17 protein-coding genes are annotated in these 14283 nt (G+C 47.1%); 10 read left to right on the top strand and 7 right to left on the bottom strand.

Translation table 11 applies throughout. The features are described from left to right. Window positions 1–289: 289 nt before the first annotated feature. Window positions 290–808: a hypothetical protein gene (locus GSQ66_RS10320; protein ID WP_162427399.1), complete on the top strand. Its 519-nt coding sequence runs from the start codon at window positions 290–292 to the stop codon at window positions 806–808. Next, the gene (locus tag GSQ66_RS10315) at window positions 798–1478 is read left to right on the top strand and encodes a nucleotidyl transferase AbiEii/AbiGii toxin family protein (RefSeq protein ID WP_162427398.1); all 681 of its coding nucleotides are present in this window, start codon (window positions 798–800) and stop codon (window positions 1476–1478) included. Before GSQ66_RS10320 ends, GSQ66_RS10315 begins: the two co-directional genes overlap by 11 nt. A 42-nt stretch (window positions 1479–1520) precedes the next feature. Here GSQ66_RS10315 and GSQ66_RS10310 read toward each other — a convergent pair whose 3' ends face one another. The 4 genes from GSQ66_RS10310 to GSQ66_RS18960 form a co-directional block, all read right to left on the bottom strand. Continuing rightward, window positions 1521–1850, bottom strand: a complete 330-nt coding sequence (locus tag GSQ66_RS10310; protein ID WP_162427397.1) for a hypothetical protein — start codon at window positions 1848–1850, stop codon at window positions 1521–1523. Window positions 1851–2115: 265 nt separating this feature from the next. Then, window positions 2116–2406 carry a hypothetical protein gene (locus GSQ66_RS10305; protein ID WP_162427396.1) on the bottom strand — a complete coding sequence of 97 codons (291 nt, stop codon included), beginning with the start codon at window positions 2404–2406 and terminating at the stop codon, window positions 2116–2118. 331 nt (window positions 2407–2737) lie between these two features. Then, on the bottom strand, window positions 2738–3226 hold the full coding sequence (locus tag GSQ66_RS10300; RefSeq protein ID WP_162427395.1) for a JAB domain-containing protein: 489 nt from the start codon (window positions 3224–3226) through the stop codon (window positions 2738–2740). Window positions 3227–3597: 371 nt separating this feature from the next. Beyond that, window positions 3598–3819 (bottom strand): hypothetical protein, encoded by a 222-nt coding sequence (locus GSQ66_RS18960; RefSeq protein WP_238395910.1) that lies wholly within the window; start codon window positions 3817–3819, stop codon window positions 3598–3600. A gap of 27 nt (window positions 3820–3846) precedes the next feature. Here GSQ66_RS18960 and GSQ66_RS10295 point away from each other — a divergent pair, with 27 nt between their 5' ends. From GSQ66_RS10295 to GSQ66_RS10270, 6 genes are all read left to right on the top strand, one after another. Beyond that, complete coding sequence (locus GSQ66_RS10295) at window positions 3847–4968, top strand: peptidase domain-containing ABC transporter (RefSeq protein ID WP_317164187.1); 1122 nt, start codon at window positions 3847–3849, stop codon at window positions 4966–4968. A gap of 85 nt (window positions 4969–5053) precedes the next feature. Continuing rightward, complete coding sequence (locus tag GSQ66_RS10290) at window positions 5054–6346, top strand: HlyD family secretion protein (RefSeq protein WP_162427393.1); 1293 nt, start codon at window positions 5054–5056, stop codon at window positions 6344–6346. 546 nt (window positions 6347–6892) lie between these two features. After that, a complete protein-coding gene (locus GSQ66_RS10285; RefSeq protein ID WP_162427392.1) occupies window positions 6893–8287 on the top strand; it encodes a TlpA family protein disulfide reductase in 1395 nt (464 codons plus the stop codon). Between the two features lie 502 nt (window positions 8288–8789). Beyond that, the gene (locus tag GSQ66_RS10280) at window positions 8790–9359 is read left to right on the top strand and encodes a helix-turn-helix domain-containing protein (RefSeq protein ID WP_162427391.1); all 570 of its coding nucleotides are present in this window, start codon (window positions 8790–8792) and stop codon (window positions 9357–9359) included. Window positions 9360–9467: 108 nt separating this feature from the next. Next, window positions 9468–9734 (top strand): hypothetical protein, encoded by a 267-nt coding sequence (locus GSQ66_RS10275; protein ID WP_162427390.1) that lies wholly within the window; start codon window positions 9468–9470, stop codon window positions 9732–9734. A gap of 175 nt (window positions 9735–9909) precedes the next feature. Then, window positions 9910–10926 (top strand): alpha/beta hydrolase family protein, encoded by a 1017-nt coding sequence (locus tag GSQ66_RS10270; protein ID WP_162427389.1) that lies wholly within the window; start codon window positions 9910–9912, stop codon window positions 10924–10926. A gap of 12 nt (window positions 10927–10938) precedes the next feature. On the opposite strand, the gene GSQ66_RS10265 is transcribed toward GSQ66_RS10270, so the two are convergent. From GSQ66_RS10265 to GSQ66_RS10255, 3 genes are read right to left on the bottom strand one after another with little or no spacing between them, the layout of a single operon-like run. Then, the gene (locus GSQ66_RS10265; protein ID WP_162427388.1) at window positions 10939–11961 is read right to left on the bottom strand and encodes a HipA domain-containing protein; all 1023 of its coding nucleotides are present in this window, start codon (window positions 11959–11961) and stop codon (window positions 10939–10941) included. A 5-nt stretch (window positions 11962–11966) separates the two neighbouring features. After that, on the bottom strand, window positions 11967–12296 hold the full coding sequence (locus tag GSQ66_RS10260) for a HipA N-terminal domain-containing protein (protein WP_162427387.1): 330 nt from the start codon (window positions 12294–12296) through the stop codon (window positions 11967–11969). Further along, the gene (locus tag GSQ66_RS10255; protein WP_162427386.1) at window positions 12293–12499 is read right to left on the bottom strand and encodes a helix-turn-helix transcriptional regulator; all 207 of its coding nucleotides are present in this window, start codon (window positions 12497–12499) and stop codon (window positions 12293–12295) included. Before GSQ66_RS10255 ends, GSQ66_RS10260 begins: the two co-directional genes overlap by 4 nt. A gap of 1146 nt (window positions 12500–13645) precedes the next feature. Between GSQ66_RS10255 and GSQ66_RS10250 the strand changes: the two genes are divergently transcribed. Continuing rightward, complete coding sequence (locus GSQ66_RS10250) at window positions 13646–13912, top strand: hypothetical protein (RefSeq protein ID WP_162427385.1); 267 nt, start codon at window positions 13646–13648, stop codon at window positions 13910–13912. Beyond that, a complete protein-coding gene (locus GSQ66_RS10245; RefSeq protein ID WP_162427384.1) occupies window positions 13900–14085 on the top strand; it encodes a hypothetical protein in 186 nt (61 codons plus the stop codon). Before GSQ66_RS10250 ends, GSQ66_RS10245 begins: the two co-directional genes overlap by 13 nt. The last annotated feature ends 198 nt before the right edge of the window (window positions 14086–14283 follow it).

The raw sequence follows: 14283 nt of genomic DNA, 5'->3' as shown, positions 1-14283 counted from the left end.
GAATTGTAATTTTAATTAGTCCGTTCAAGAGCTCTATAAACCTGCTAAAATAGAAATAAGGTGATTTTATCTGTCGATGATGCCGGATCTGACTGACTGGCGGGTGGTGTGCCGGGCTCTGCTGGAAACCGCGGGATTAGAAGCTATTATGCTGGTAATATGAGTTGCGTATGCCATCAACTAATAAGATGCCAGTTTGGTTTATAGTTATTTGAAAGTTTCCTTTATTGGTATCTTTTTAGTTGTTTTGCAATTCGCGATTCGCGAATTGCAAAACAACAGAAGTGAAATGAAGAAGCATAACGGGATGCGTCCCCAAGACATAGTGATATTACTGGATATCATCGTCAGGCAGGGAGAGTGGACCATGAAGGACATCTCACAGGAGTTAAATATAAGCGGCTCAGAAGTCTCAGAGTCACTCCAGAGATCCCATGTGGCCGGGCTGATAGATGGATCAAAGAAAAATGTGATGCGGAACGCATTGATGGAGTTCCTGAAGTATGGACTGCGGTATGTGTTTCCTCAGAACCCCGGGGCTATTGTAAGGGGTATTCCGACGGCTTACAGCGCGCCACCACTGAGCAACATAATAATGAGCGGTGATAAACTGGTTTGGCCCTACCCGAAAGGTGAGGTGAGGGGGCAGGGCGTGGAGCCGCTCTACCCTACTGTGGTAGAGGCTGCAATACAAAATGTAAAGCTATATGAGTTGCTCGCACTGGTTGACGCACTGCGCGTAGGCAGGGTGAGAGAAAGGGAACTGGCAGCGGTTGAATTAGAAAAAAGAGTTTTAAATGGATGGTAACCAAATTAATAAAGAAGTCATCATCAAGGTCGCAGAAGGTCTGCAGGAGCTGCGGCAGGAGATGGTTTTTGTGGGAGGGGCCACACTTAGTCTTTATGCAGACGACCCGGCAGCTGATACAGTGCGTCCTACCAGTGATATTGATCTGAGCGTGGCGCTGGCAGGCTACGGAGCCTGGAACCGGCTGCAGGAACGTCTTCAGGAGCTCAGGTTTTACCCGGACCCTTCAAGCCCTGTAATTTGCCGCTTTACCTTTGACGGTATTACCATAGACGTCATGCCTGACGACCCGCAGATACTTGGTTTCTCCAACCCGTGGTATCAGCCAGGGCTGGACCATTCGAATTTTATTGATCTGGCACCAGATCTGAAAATTCGGGTACTGCCGGTGGCCTACTTCCTGGCTACCAAGTTTTCCGCCTATCACAGCCGTGGTGGCAACCCCCTTATGAGTCATGATTTTGAGGATATAATCTATTTAACAGACAACAGGCTGCACCTCATAGATGAAATTGCCAGCGCACCAGCAGAAGTGAGGCAGTATTTACAGCAGGAATACAGGCAAATCTTAGACAGCCGCTACAGGGATGAAACCCTGTCAGCTCATTTAAGTGAGTCGGATCGGCTGCAACTGCTGCTGGACAAAATAAAACAGATCGTTATGCTGTAAGCTCACACTCAGTTCATGGGATATCCGTTACCATAGCTTGATTTAGATGTAAGACAGCATTATGACCCGATCTTTTTGCTTTACAGCTGCATTCTTGAAGCGATACTTTGGAGCCCATCGATAGGCAGCCACACGAAAGGTCAAAGGAATCCTTCCGGCCCCGTCCTCCCCTGAAGCGGTACCATACGCTGAAGGTATGTCTGGCTGCTTTACCCTGTAGGCAGATGGGTACATGTCTGATAACTGGTACGCCTGACCAATTATCTCTGATGGAGGGGGAGTGATGTCCCCTTGTCCAGCAGGCACCGCTGTGTTTGTGTCTGGTTCAGGAATAATCCATCGGTAAACTTTTCCGCGTCTCAGTGTACCCATGGAAAGCGTGTCGAAAATGCTGGGAAACACCAATCTGAGGACATCATAACAGTATGCCAAAATACTGGATATCAAGTTAAGTGGGGATCTGAAATTGTTACGCAGGAAATACAGCGGTAATGATCTGTGAGCGCAATTTGTAATTCCTTTGTCTTCAGGCGCTCCGCTCACCCGGGCAGGAGCCTGCCTGCAGGCAGGGGCATAAGGAGAATTTCCTGGCGGAATAACGTTTTGGCTTTACCTGGTGGCAGCTGCTCATAGATTCTTAGATATAAAAATCATCGCCATGTCCTAACAGCCACTGGAGGGCTTCCTCGGGATTTATGAAAAGCTCCAGTTCAAATTTTCCTTCCAGCAATAGTAAATGCTTCACGGCATATTGGATCCGGAAGGTATCCATCATTTCCAGCCCCTTCACAGTCTCCACATAGGCAAACCGTACCTTCTTTCCCTTGAATCTTGGTATTATTTCACGCAGCAACCAGTTCTGATCGCTCAGGTTAATGAAATTACGTTTCCTTACATCGAACAGGACACGGAACAGCTGCTTCCTCAAAGCCAGTGAAGTTATGTTACTTATTTGTTCCCGAAAGACCTGGCTTGTAGGCTGTTTAAGCCAGGTAACCCGGAGATATGCTCGCGTCATATCACATTCTACCACGAGAAATTCCGTGCAATACTGCATTTGCAGGTCTACCATAGAAACATTGCCTTCACTTTCATCCCAAGATATATATATATGTTTAACGATAAAAGCCAACTATTTATCCATAAGGTATAAATAAAATATTGAAAATGAAGTGCTGATTTATAAGTTAAATATCAGATGGGACTCCATGTAAGTGTCACTTCAGCACACTTACACACGTGTATTGGCAGATGAGGGGCTATAAAAGCCCCTCATCTGCCAGGGAATAATAACTTTCACTGGTCAGTATGATATGATCCAGCACGGCGATGTCAAGCACTTCGCCTGCCTGCTTCATTTTTTTGGTGAGTTGCAGGTCTGCCGCACTTGGCTTCAAATTTCCGGAAGGGTGGTTGTGGCAGAGGATAATGGCTGAAGCACAGGCTTTCAGAGCGGCTATAAACACCAGTTTGGGATCGGCCACGGTGCCTGCTACCCCGCCAGAGGAAAGCTCGTAGAGGCCCAGCACCCGGTTGGCCCTGTTCAGCAGCAGCACCTTGAACTGCTCGACAAACTCTAGCTTACCTGTGTCCCAGCTCTCTTTCAGGATTCGGTAGCTGTCTGATGAGCTGGTGACCTGTGGCCTGTCGGATGGCTTTACCTTCGAGCGGTAGGTAAGCTTTACTTCGGCAACTCTATTAAGTGATGCTGCTTTTACTGATGCTGGTTTGTTGGCTGTCTTTTCCATAATCGTAGTTTTTTAGTGAAAGGAATTGATTATGGTGCCCTCCCTGCCCTGGGACCGGATTAAGGGCAAGGTGGAGCCAAAGAAAATGCGGAGGGCTCCCTTCAGGGATACCCCTTTTGTTTGGACTACCTTGGCGCAGCGTACCCGTGTCCGGGCACAGGGCTACCTTTGCAGCAGAATAAATGTCCATAGGTCTTTCTGTTCAATTTCCAACCCCTGCCAGGCTTTGCAGACAGCTTTGACAGAACTGGCCTTACAGGTATCCTGGCACTTGGCTTAAAGCAAAATACCCTGCCCGGGTGGGGCAGGGTATTTTTGTGGGAATGTGGAGATAAGCTACCTTACAGCTAAACCGGATACTATACAGGAAGCTACAGGCCTAAGCCTTTCCGGTTGGCCTGTCTTTTGGACAGTTGCTTTTCCAGCGTTTGTTCCTGTTTTGATTCGGGTTGTTTCCGGGCGGCTTCCAGCTTCACGCCATAACGGGTGATGGTTTCACGCATCACCTGGTGGTGTTGCTCGTTGTAAACATTGATGGTTTTAAACTGGGGGCTAGCCTCTATAAAACGTTTTACTTCGTAGCCTTCCTCCAAAGCAGTTACCTGCTGCCTGTTTCCCTTTTGCAGGAGATCAAGCTTAACGGCTGTGAGCAGCAGAAACGATGGCAGTGGGAGCAGATCCAGGCCAGGCTCTTCCGCTACAATGTTAAAAGCCTGTCGCTGGGGCAATATCAGCAGGCAGGGGCTTTTGTCATCAACGAGAGTAAGAATATCTTTATCATTTTCCTGGTTGCAAAGGCTGTGGTGTCGGGTCAGATGACCCTGGGAGCAATGATGGCCGTGCAGTACATCCTGGGGCAGCTCAACAGTCCTGTGGAGCAACTGCTGGGCTTTATCCAATCCTCCCAGGATGCCAGGATCAGTATGGAGCGCCTGAACGAAATTTATGAAGTGGAAAGTGAGGAGCCTGCTGGCAGAATATTCCATCCGGGATTACCGGAAGACAAAACCCTCCACCTGCAGGAGCTGAGCTTCAGGTACCCGGGAGCCGGCAATGAACCGGTATTGCGCAATATCAACCTGACCATACCGGCAGGCAAGACCACGGCGATCGTGGGCATGAGTGGGAGTGGCAAAACCACTCTTCTCAAACTGCTCCTGGGTTTTTACCCTCCGAACCAGGGTGAGATCAGGGTGGGGCAGAGTTCCATTACCCATATCAAACCTTCTGTCTGGCGCAGGAACTGCGGCACCGTGATGCAGGAGGGTTTCATCTTTTCGGATACCATCGCCAGTAACATTGCCGTAGCCGACGAGCGCCCTGACCTCCAGCGGCTCTGGCATGCCATCAGGGCGGCCAACTTACAGGAGTTTGTGCTGTCCCTGCCGCTGGGTGTTCAGACCAGAATCGGCGCCGAGGGCAACGGCATCAGCCAGGGCCAGAAGCAGCGTATCCTCATTGCCCGGGCAGTGTACAAGAACCCGGATTACCTTTTCTTTGATGAGGCCACCAATGCCCTGGATGCCAACAACGAGCGGGTGATCATGGAAAACCTGGATGAATTCATTGCAGGGCGAACCGTGGTGGTGGTAGCGCACCGGTTAAGTACCGTGCGTCATGCCGACCAGATCGTAGTGCTGCACAGGGGGGAAATTATAGAAACAGGTACACATGAGAGCCTGGTGGCACTGGAGGGGGAGTACTTTGCACTCGTGCGGAACCAACTGGAACTGGGGGTATAGGTAGCAGGCCGCATTGTTTAACCTGGCCGGCTGCGCTCCTGATTCAATGTAATAATGATAGTATAGAACCTTTAATCAACTCATTATGCCTTTTATCCAACCAACCGGACAGGAACACAGCCCGGAAGTGCAGGAGATTATCGGGGCGGTGCCCGGCTGGCTGCTGCGCTGGGGTATCAGCCTGTTCTTTGGCGTATTGCTGCTGATACTGGTATTTGCCGGAGTTATCAAGTCTCCGGACATTGTTCCCGCACGGCTCAGGGTGGACGCTGAGATCCGCCCGCAGGAGGTGCTGGCACGACGGGAGGGCAAGCTCACCCGCCTTTTTGTAAAAGCGGACCAGCGGGTGCGGAAAGGAGATGTGCTGGGCTTTGTGGAAAGCAACGCAGACCACGATGAAGTGCTGTCCCTCAGCAGGCTGGTTGATGCCCTGCAGGAAAACATGCTGGAAGGGAATTACGCTTATGCCGGCAGCATCAGGTTCAACACCAGGACACATTACGGAGAGATGCAGCCAGCTTTGCAGGAGTTCTACCTGGCTTACCTGCAGTTTCTGAGTTACACACCAGACGGCGTCTTCAACAAGAAAGAGCAGGCGATCCGGAATGAGATCCATTCCCTTACACTACTGGCAGCGCAGCTGGCAGCCCAGGAGCAGATTAACCAGGAGGAATACAGCATTGCCGAAAACGAGTACAGTATGCACCAAAAGCTGGCCGAAGCCAATGTTATTTCCAGGCAGGAGTTCAGGCAGCAGGAAAGCAAGTTCCTGAACAGCAGGCTGCCGCTGCACAATACCAGATCGTCACTTATCAGCAACAGCATTTCCAGGGAGCAGAAGCTCAGGGAACTGATGGAGATGGAGCATGAGACAGTGCAGCAGCGGGCTGCGTTTCTGGCGCAGATTCAGAAGTTTAAAAGCGAGCTGGACAGCTGGAAGAAAGCATATGTGCTGGTTTCGGAGCGGGATGGAAAGGTGGTGTTCCACCAGGGCCTTCGGCAGAATCAATGGCTCCAGGCTAACAGGCCTGTGATGTACATCACCGACGGGCAGCAGGACCTGCAGCCCTTTGGGGAACTGACCCTTGGCCAGCAATCCTTCGGCAAGATCCGGGTAGGCCAGGAGGTGCTTATCCGTCTGAATGCCTACCCGGCGCAGGAGTTCGGGCTGCTGCGGGGGAGGATCACCTACCTGTCCAGCGTGCTGCACGGTGACTCGGCCTACACTGCAAGGGTAACGCTACCCCAAGTGACTACTTACAACAAAGCCATTCACCTGCAGATCGGACTGGTAGCGCGGGCGGAAGTGGTTACAGCGGAGCAAAGCCTGCTTGAAAGAGTATTTGACAATACGAGGGATATCCTGGTAAACAGGTAATCAGACAAGTGCTAAGTTTGATTTTAGCGGATAAAGAATTGACAGGCTTACATTCGGGAGCATTCCTGTAAACAGCAGAGGTAAGTGTCTGATTTGTTAAATGTGGTAAAAAAGTAAAATCAAAAATTTAAAAACAATTTAAACCCTAAACCAAAATTACTATGCAAAATCTTAGCTTAACCAGGGACGGAGTAGAAGGCCTACTGTCGCGAGAACAAATGAAAAAAATAACAGGAGGAGTGAATGATTATGTCTGCCAATATGATATACTGATGTCGAATGGGGAGATCTATCATAGCGAAGGCCTTTGTTCAGCATACAGTAACAGTGATTGCAGGATTACTACCGCAAGCACAATTGGTGCAACAGAAAGGATGTTTGACGGAACGTATGTTGCAGGTACCTTTGGCTGCAGCCTAGCGTAAATGTAGGTCCGATCAACATTCGGTAAGGTGATGAAAAAAGAAAAGACATCACCTTACCAATTCACCCTTTTAATATGGTGTAGTTTCTTATATACTGCTTTAAAACAAAAGCCTTACACATATGATAAAGCCAATACCTTTGCTTGTTATAGTTTACCTTGCTTTCACTTTACAGGTTTCTGCGTCTGCTGATCAGAAGGAGGCTATCATTATTAATGCAAGCACAGGCGATAATATTTCCCTCGCCTACCAGGATATACTCCTGACAAACTCGAAGGCATTGCTTATGCCTGGTGATACGTTAAGAATTGTTTTCGGTGAGAACTCCTATAGACCTGTTACGGTTGGCTTCGTTACGTCCCTGCCTGGTCCCCCTGCACTTGCAGTGTTACCAGGTGATACGGTAACTGTTTACCACAAAAGGAAAGAGAACTCCTATGACTTCAAAGGAAACAACCCCGCTGAATTGGATTTCTTTAAAAAATTGCGGTCAGGCACCTTACGCTTAAATGGACCCTACTATGAAATGCTTCCCGGACAGATTCCAGCAAACCTGGATGCCTTTTTAAGCAAGTGGCATCAAATCAGGTCAGAGGGGGAAGCACTTATTGACGAACTCAGCCATGTGGGGGTAAGGTCAGAAATGGAAGCCTACCTGACAAGAGAGTTAAGGCTCAGGATCTTTAGTATTCTGGCACTTCCTGGTGTTTACCAAAAGAACGATGAGCCACTTGTACAATATACTCCGTCTTACCGGGACAGCATGGAAGTATACAGGCGCTACCTGCAAAACTTTCAAACTTTGTCTCCCGGCAAATCGGAGCGGCTGTTATATTCCCTTCGTAGTTTTATAATTTATAAGGCTATAAATGAAGGCTTCTACCCAACACTTACGGTACAATACGAGTTTGCCAAGAAAGAACTTACAGGCATACAGCGGGAGTGGGTATGTTATTCAATCATAGCGAATGCGATCTCGTTGCGCCAGGATGTTGATTCCTTGTTAAGTGATTACCGCCTCTGGAGCTCACGGGATAATAAATTCTTAAAGAAGCTCCTGGGAGAAGAAGTGTCGGGTGTTTACGACCTGCAGTCAGCCGGGAACGATGAGCTCTTGACTTCCAACAAAGAAGCTGTTTCACTATCCCAGCTCTTTGCAAAGCATAAAGGAAAAGTAATCTATCTGGATCTATGGGCTAGTTGGTGTGGTCCTTGTATTGAAGAATTTCCCGCTTCGAGGAAATTGAGTCAGGAATATGCACCAAAAGGAATAGTAGTAGTTTATCTGTCTATTGATGAAGATTATCTGAAATGGAAACAGGCGGTAGACAGGTTCCTCGCTGACGCGGATGGGCAGTATATATTCAGAAATGCTGAAGCCTCAAAACTTATTCAGGTATTCGAAGCGAAGAGTATTCCAAGGTATATCATCATAGACCGGGCCGGGAAGGTGATCAACTCAAATGCACCGAGGCCAAGCGATCCGAGGCTGAAAAAAATGCTGGTTAATTTATGAAATAGCAATACCTCTTTTAACATGTAAGGAGCAGGTTTAATTTTAAAAAGATCTGCCGTTATTTTACCGAAAAGTAATGAGTAATACGGTGATTGGGACTGTTGTTGTATTCCTGGTAAGCAGCGGGGACGTTAATAAATCGAAGCTTGTTGGACTAATAAGGTTTTCTCAAAGGGTAGTGCGTGCAAAACATACATGCGCAGGGCATCCTAATTTCTCTCCGTAGCCATCCGTTGGTAATAAAAACAATGAAAAGAAAATTTTGGGTTTATCAGGAACAGCAATAAAAAATAACTATCCATCAACAAAGTATAGTATTCATGCTTCGGTTACGCCTTACCATCTGCTATACCAGCACGTTGTTCAAGGAAAGCCAATGGTTTTGAGTTAAATATGTATGACAAACTACGACTTTTTGCTAATGTCTCTAAATGCCGCAATCAGGACGTTAGCACGGAAACAATAAACCCATACTTTTAAGACGAACTAACATACTTCATAAATGAGTACAATTGGGCAGAAAATCTCTGAATGCAGAAAAGCAAAGGGGCTAACACAGGAAGAATTAGCTGAGTTATCTAAGGTAAATTTAAGAACTATTCAACGGATAGAGAATAATGAAAATACACCTCGTGGAAGCACCCTAAATATGCTTTGCGATGTGCTGCAACTAGAAACAGAAGAACTAAAGAAGGTAGAACAGCCCATTAAAGAAAGAAAAGTAGGATCATTAATCCTCAATGGCATATTTTTAATCGTCCTCAACTTCGCTATGATGTCCGCTTTCGGCTACCTAACCTTAGACACTGATGCAAATATGAATAGCCGAGTGGGAGCTTATCTACTCAGTGTATGTATGCCTCTTTTAGTTGTGGCTAAGACGCAGCATATGGATGAAGCCAAGCGTGTGCTTTATTATGGTGGCGGTTTCTTTGTATATATGGTTTTTGCTACCTTAATAATAGGTTTTCCAAAAGCTTTTGTCTCAGGTCTTGTTCCCAGCTTAACAATAGCTGTAGCTTTTCTATATTATGGTAAAAGACTATTAAGTTTTAACAGTAGTATAGCGTAAGAAATATGGGGTGGCCGAAAGAAGAACGATATACAACGCTGCACAGGCTTTAAGCTTCGGCTCTACCTCATTCGCAGCCTGTACTAATCTTTGTACCAAACTTAATTAATGAGAAATATAAAGACATTACCTCTGCTATTTTTACTGCTTTGTCCATCACTTCAGGCTTTTGCGCAATCGAATATTAACCGATTAGCTTACATTAAAGAAAATGCAGTTGCAGTAATCAACATAGAACCACTTAATGAAGATTATTCTGACTTAGCCCTGCTTAAGAAAAGCCTGGAGCATGTGCTTGTGCAAGGCTCTTATGCAAAACTTTATGATGGGTTATTATTTATCAACACGATCAGGGCAACAATACCTTTGAACTAAAGCAGAGGCTAGTAATACCTCCCCATCAGGTGGGGTTAACTTATATTTAACTATATTCCCTTACGGTTGTGCTCAGGTTGAGAGAGGTAATGCTGTGCATCCTGCCCGTCCACAAAGCGGTGAATGTTGAATGGTACTATATATTAAACCAAACGGAAGAGTGAAAAAGCTTTCCTTGCTAGTAAATTTTCTTTTGTGCGTTGCTTTTCTGGCAGCAGCACAATCTAAAAAGCCAGCAGATTTTGGCTACCGCCACCTGCAGCTACGCTACCAAAACGACCCTGTCGACATCCTGGTTATGTCTAAAAAAGGGGAAGAAAAGAATGCAAAACCGATCTTTCTTTTTGATCAGGGCTCCCAGGCACGCCCCCTTATTTTACTGGACGATACAGGAAAGCCTTACAGGTTTTTTCCCTTCCAGACAGACAGCCTGCTACTAGATTACCATCTGGTGATTATCAGCAAACCCTATGTGCCTCTGATTGCCAATTATAGTGATTTGAAGCATGGCGCTTACACGGATCCCCAAACGGGCATTCCCCCGGTCCAATTCTATGCCAGAGACAACGTGGATTACTACGTCAACCGGGCTAAAGCAGTGATAAAGCATTTAAAAAAGCAACCCTGGGTGACTAAGGACAAACTGGTAGCGGCAGGTCACTCCGCTGGCTCTACGGTGGTGGCTAAACTTGCGCTTGAAAGCAAGGCCGTAACACACCTTATCTACTCGGGTGGAAACCCTTTCGGCAGAATGGCTTCGATGATTTCACAAGCCCGGCAATACGACGACACGACCGGTACACGAGCAGAGGAAGCCTTCCGGTACTGGGAAACCATCGTGGGGGATCCCACCAGTATCGCCTCACAGGGTGGGGACGCCTATAAAACCACCTATACTTTCTCCCAGCCACCGATTGACTACCTGCTGCAGCTGAAAATACCTGTGCTGGTGAGCTATGGCACCAAAGACCATGGGGTTCCCTTTAACGATTACCTGCGACTGGAAACCATTCGGAAAGGGAAGAAAAACTTTACCTTCCACCCCTACATCGGGGTGGAACACAACTACTTTGGTTTTGACAAGGAAGGGAAAGTCGATCATGATAAGTTCGGCTGGGACCAGGTGGCCGAAGACTGGCAAGCCTGGCTGAACGGGAAGCAAGTTTTAAACGCTCCAAAGGCAAACCTGTAAGGCGTGCCCTTTTTAGGTAGTTGCTTCCAGGGAGTAGTTGAGCATCTTCCGTCTTTCCTGGTATAGCCTTCGATACATCTCCTTCATGTCATCCTGCAGAAAAGAACGATCAATGAGCATATGCACACCTGGGTGATCCTGCTGGTAGGTTTTCAGGATACCCAGCGCTCTTTTTTCCTGCAGGCCGATGCGTTGGGCAAAGGTGTAAAAATCGTCATAAGCATAGAAGCCGTTGGTCTGAAAGCTTTCCGTCTCAAAGTCCCCTGCAAACAGTCCGCTCTTAAGTGCAAAGCAGGAGTCGTCCAGGTGCAGATGCGTGCACATCAGGTCATAGGCAGGGCTCAGGATAAAGTCTCCGAATGCAGTGTCAATCAGGGAAAAGCTTTTCAGGTGCGCATCCCCGTTGGAAAATAAATAGTTGAACAGTACCAGGGAAAAGAATTTTTCCAGTTCTACCCGGTAAGCAGGTACCAACTGCCGTATCAGGGTGGCTATTTCCTCATAACTGCCTTCGTATTTGAAATCCCTGCCGGCTGTATGACTGGTTCTGCCGGCAAGGGAAGCAAAGTCTTCCTGGCGGTGGTTGTCTCTGTCCGGCTTCAGGTCAAAGCGTCTGGTGATGTAGGCAGGCTCTCCGTTCTGGAAAAAAATCAACGCATTTTCGGCCGTATTCAACTTGTATACCTGCCGGGCAAGTTGCATAGTCAGGTGCTCATTTGCCGGTACCTGGTCCGGTTTTTTCACGTCCCGCGGGATGGGCTTCAGGATATACCCGCCCTGCTCGCCTTCCTGTGTTAGGCGTAGCTGGTTTTTTTCCAGCAGTAGCGAAAGCTTTTCCTGGACCCCGGAAATAGAAATACGCTTCCTGTTTTCCAGGAATTTCTCGGCATCCTGCTCGCTTACCTGCGGTGGCAGGTAGGGGAGCAGATGGCTCACTTTTTTACCCTGAAACACATTGCGCAGGCAGGCGGGGCTGTAGGTGGTAAAGCCCGGGGATAACGTACCGGGGCAGTGATTTATTTCCGGGAGAGGCATACGTATCAGGAGTCAGTTAAAGGTCGAAGGGTAATGGCCCCGATGGTATCATATTGTGCTGTGGCCAGGAGCAGGCCGAAATAGTCCTGCTCATCAATTTGCAGCTGCCTGCTTTGCAGGTCGCGGTTTATTCCTTCAGAGAGCATGTTGAAAAAGAAGGGGAACAGGTGATCACTCCTGTATTCCTGCTGCTGTTTGGGCAGGGTCAGGCTGATGGCCGGAAACTCCCTGGAAGTGAAGTAAGGGTCTTCGTACCGGAACACATACTCCTTTGGACTTAGCTCGGTAAGGGTGCCTGCCAGTTCTTTGTTGTAATATACCTGTGCCTTCCTCATGCATATGTCTGCCTTAGCCCGAGCTGTACCTCCATGCCCAGTACTTCTACAAGGTTTTGGAGGGTGCGTAGCGACGGGTTGCCTTTTCCTGTTTCGATGGCCTTCAGGGTACGCAAGGATACCCCTGCCATAGAAGCCAGGTCTTCCTGCGTTATCCCTAGTATGGACCTTCTTTCTTTAATAACCTTATGAATTTGGTGCATTATAGTACACTATTTGTGTAAATATAGCTTCTTTTTTGTGATAAACATGGTAGAGGTGCATTATGTTGCACAAAAGCTAATAATTTTATATCCATTCATCAGAATCACTACCTAAGGTGTGCTATAATGCACTTATGTATGGTAGGATGCGTGTCATAGTTATGAAGTCAATATAAAAGGGACAGAATTTATAAGGTTTATAGGGTAGGGCCATATATGTCAGCGTAGTGCGTAATCAGGAGCGTGAATTATTTTATAGATTATAATTCGCTTAGGAATAGCTGTATGAGTTGTAGGTTCAAGACCTCACTACTCCCGCCGAACGATAAGTTACTCACTTCAACATACAAGAAGAACTGCTCTTCTAGAATTCTGCAAAAGGAGGGGAGATAGGTAGGCATATAATGTAGAGTGCATCAAGACTATCTGTCGCTAACACGGTCCAGCGGGGATGAAGGGAAATAATCACGCTTTATTCTAAGTGTTGGGTGATTACAAAATAGAAGTATAAGACCCCGTTGAACCATTTGTTAAACGCTTACTGTTCAGAAAGCTATGCTGCAAACTATTTACAAGGGGGATTATATACAAATCCACCACGCTCCAAGTCAGAGCTTACTGGTTCTGGAATGGAATGGCTGCCTGCCAAGTGACACATATCGTACTGAATGTAACAGAGTGCTTGAACTTGCAGAACTGTACCAAGTGCGGTATATGTTATCTGATGACCGCAAATTATGACCTATTCTGCTTACCGACAAGAACTGGACCTGCTCCGAGTGGATGCCCTGTTTCGCACAAACCAGTATTGAAAAGGTTTCCGTGCTTGTCTCTCACGATATACTCAGTACGATCCCGGTGCAGGAGATTATGCTCGACAGTACGAAATACGGCAGCTTTGAACACCAATACTCCTTCGATTACCCATCGGCTGTAGAATGGCTGAATCTCCCTGTTCATTAATACGCCTGAATCAAACATCCCTTTTACTTAAACATTGCCACTCGTCTATAGGTTACACAGGCATACCTGAAGCTTCTGAACTACAAACTTTTGTTGTCGTGCATGGAATACCGTAACATCTACAATGGGAACTATCTTCCAGGTCCGCAGGAAGAGATGATTTTAAATGAGGCCGTCTCCCTGATGGATAAACCCGCGGATAAGCGCTTTCTCGTAGAAGCCGCCTTGCTGATTCTGCAACATTCCAAAGCAGAATATTTTCTGATCGGCCCTATCACGCCAGACAAAGAACATGTGCGCACCCTGTTGCTGATGAAAGGCGATAAGCGACTTGACAACATTACTTACGCCTTCCGCGGGACCCCATGCGAAACTGCACGCACATACGGATTTTGCTTTTTCCCATTTAATGTAAGTCTTATCCCGAAGATCAGGCGTTGGCGAAACTAGGTATTGAGAGCTACCTGGGTTCCTACCTGCTTTCCAGTACCTATGAGACCCTGGGCATTGTGGCTGTAATGGGCCCTGCTACAATATATAATGCCGCTTTCATCGAACACCTGATCCTGGTGTTAAGCCCTGCTTTTGAAGAAATACTTCAGCGTTTAACCGAACCGGTTTAGCAGTGAAAAATCAGGATTTGGGACTGTAGCATACTAGTAGCACTGGTTTACAGTGCTCACCTAACGATTCGAGCAACTTGAAGTCGCCTAACCTCAAGGGGTGTTCTTGGCTACCTTTGTTTTTTTTTATACGTAAACTATGGCTCCGCGCACTAAATTTGTTGCGAGCTACATGAAATAAAACAAATGATAAGTGCA

Source organism: Pontibacter pudoricolor (assembly GCF_010092985.1).
Taxonomy (GTDB): Bacteria; Bacteroidota; Bacteroidia; order Cytophagales; family Hymenobacteraceae; genus Pontibacter; species Pontibacter pudoricolor.
This window is presented reverse-complemented; position numbering and strand designations above follow the sequence as displayed.

Bases quoted from the DNA above. Each gene is read 5' to 3' on its own strand.
- GSQ66_RS10320 (WP_162427399.1), top strand. From the start codon at position 290: ATGAAGAAGCATAACGGGATGCGTCCCCAAGACATAGTGATATTACTG.
- GSQ66_RS10315 (WP_162427398.1), top strand. From the start codon at position 798: ATGGATGGTAACCAAATTAATAAAGAAGTCATCATCAAGGTCGCAGAA.
- GSQ66_RS10310 (WP_162427397.1), bottom strand. From the start codon at position 1,850: ATGGGTACACTGAGACGCGGAAAAGTTTACCGATGGATTATTCCTGAA.
- GSQ66_RS10300 (WP_162427395.1), bottom strand. From the start codon at position 3,226: ATGGAAAAGACAGCCAACAAACCAGCATCAGTAAAAGCAGCATCACTT.
- GSQ66_RS10290 (WP_162427393.1), top strand. From the start codon at position 5,054: ATGCCTTTTATCCAACCAACCGGACAGGAACACAGCCCGGAAGTGCAG.
- GSQ66_RS10285 (WP_162427392.1), top strand. From the start codon at position 6,893: ATGATAAAGCCAATACCTTTGCTTGTTATAGTTTACCTTGCTTTCACT.
- GSQ66_RS10280 (WP_162427391.1), top strand. From the start codon at position 8,790: ATGAGTACAATTGGGCAGAAAATCTCTGAATGCAGAAAAGCAAAGGGG.
- GSQ66_RS10275 (WP_162427390.1), top strand. From the start codon at position 9,468: ATGAGAAATATAAAGACATTACCTCTGCTATTTTTACTGCTTTGTCCA.
- GSQ66_RS10265 (WP_162427388.1), bottom strand. From the start codon at position 11,961: ATGCCTCTCCCGGAAATAAATCACTGCCCCGGTACGTTATCCCCGGGC.
- GSQ66_RS10260 (WP_162427387.1), bottom strand. From the start codon at position 12,296: ATGAGGAAGGCACAGGTATATTACAACAAAGAACTGGCAGGCACCCTT.
- GSQ66_RS10255 (WP_162427386.1), bottom strand. From the start codon at position 12,499: ATGCACCAAATTCATAAGGTTATTAAAGAAAGAAGGTCCATACTAGGG.
- GSQ66_RS10250 (WP_162427385.1), top strand. From the start codon at position 13,646: ATGGATAAACCCGCGGATAAGCGCTTTCTCGTAGAAGCCGCCTTGCTG.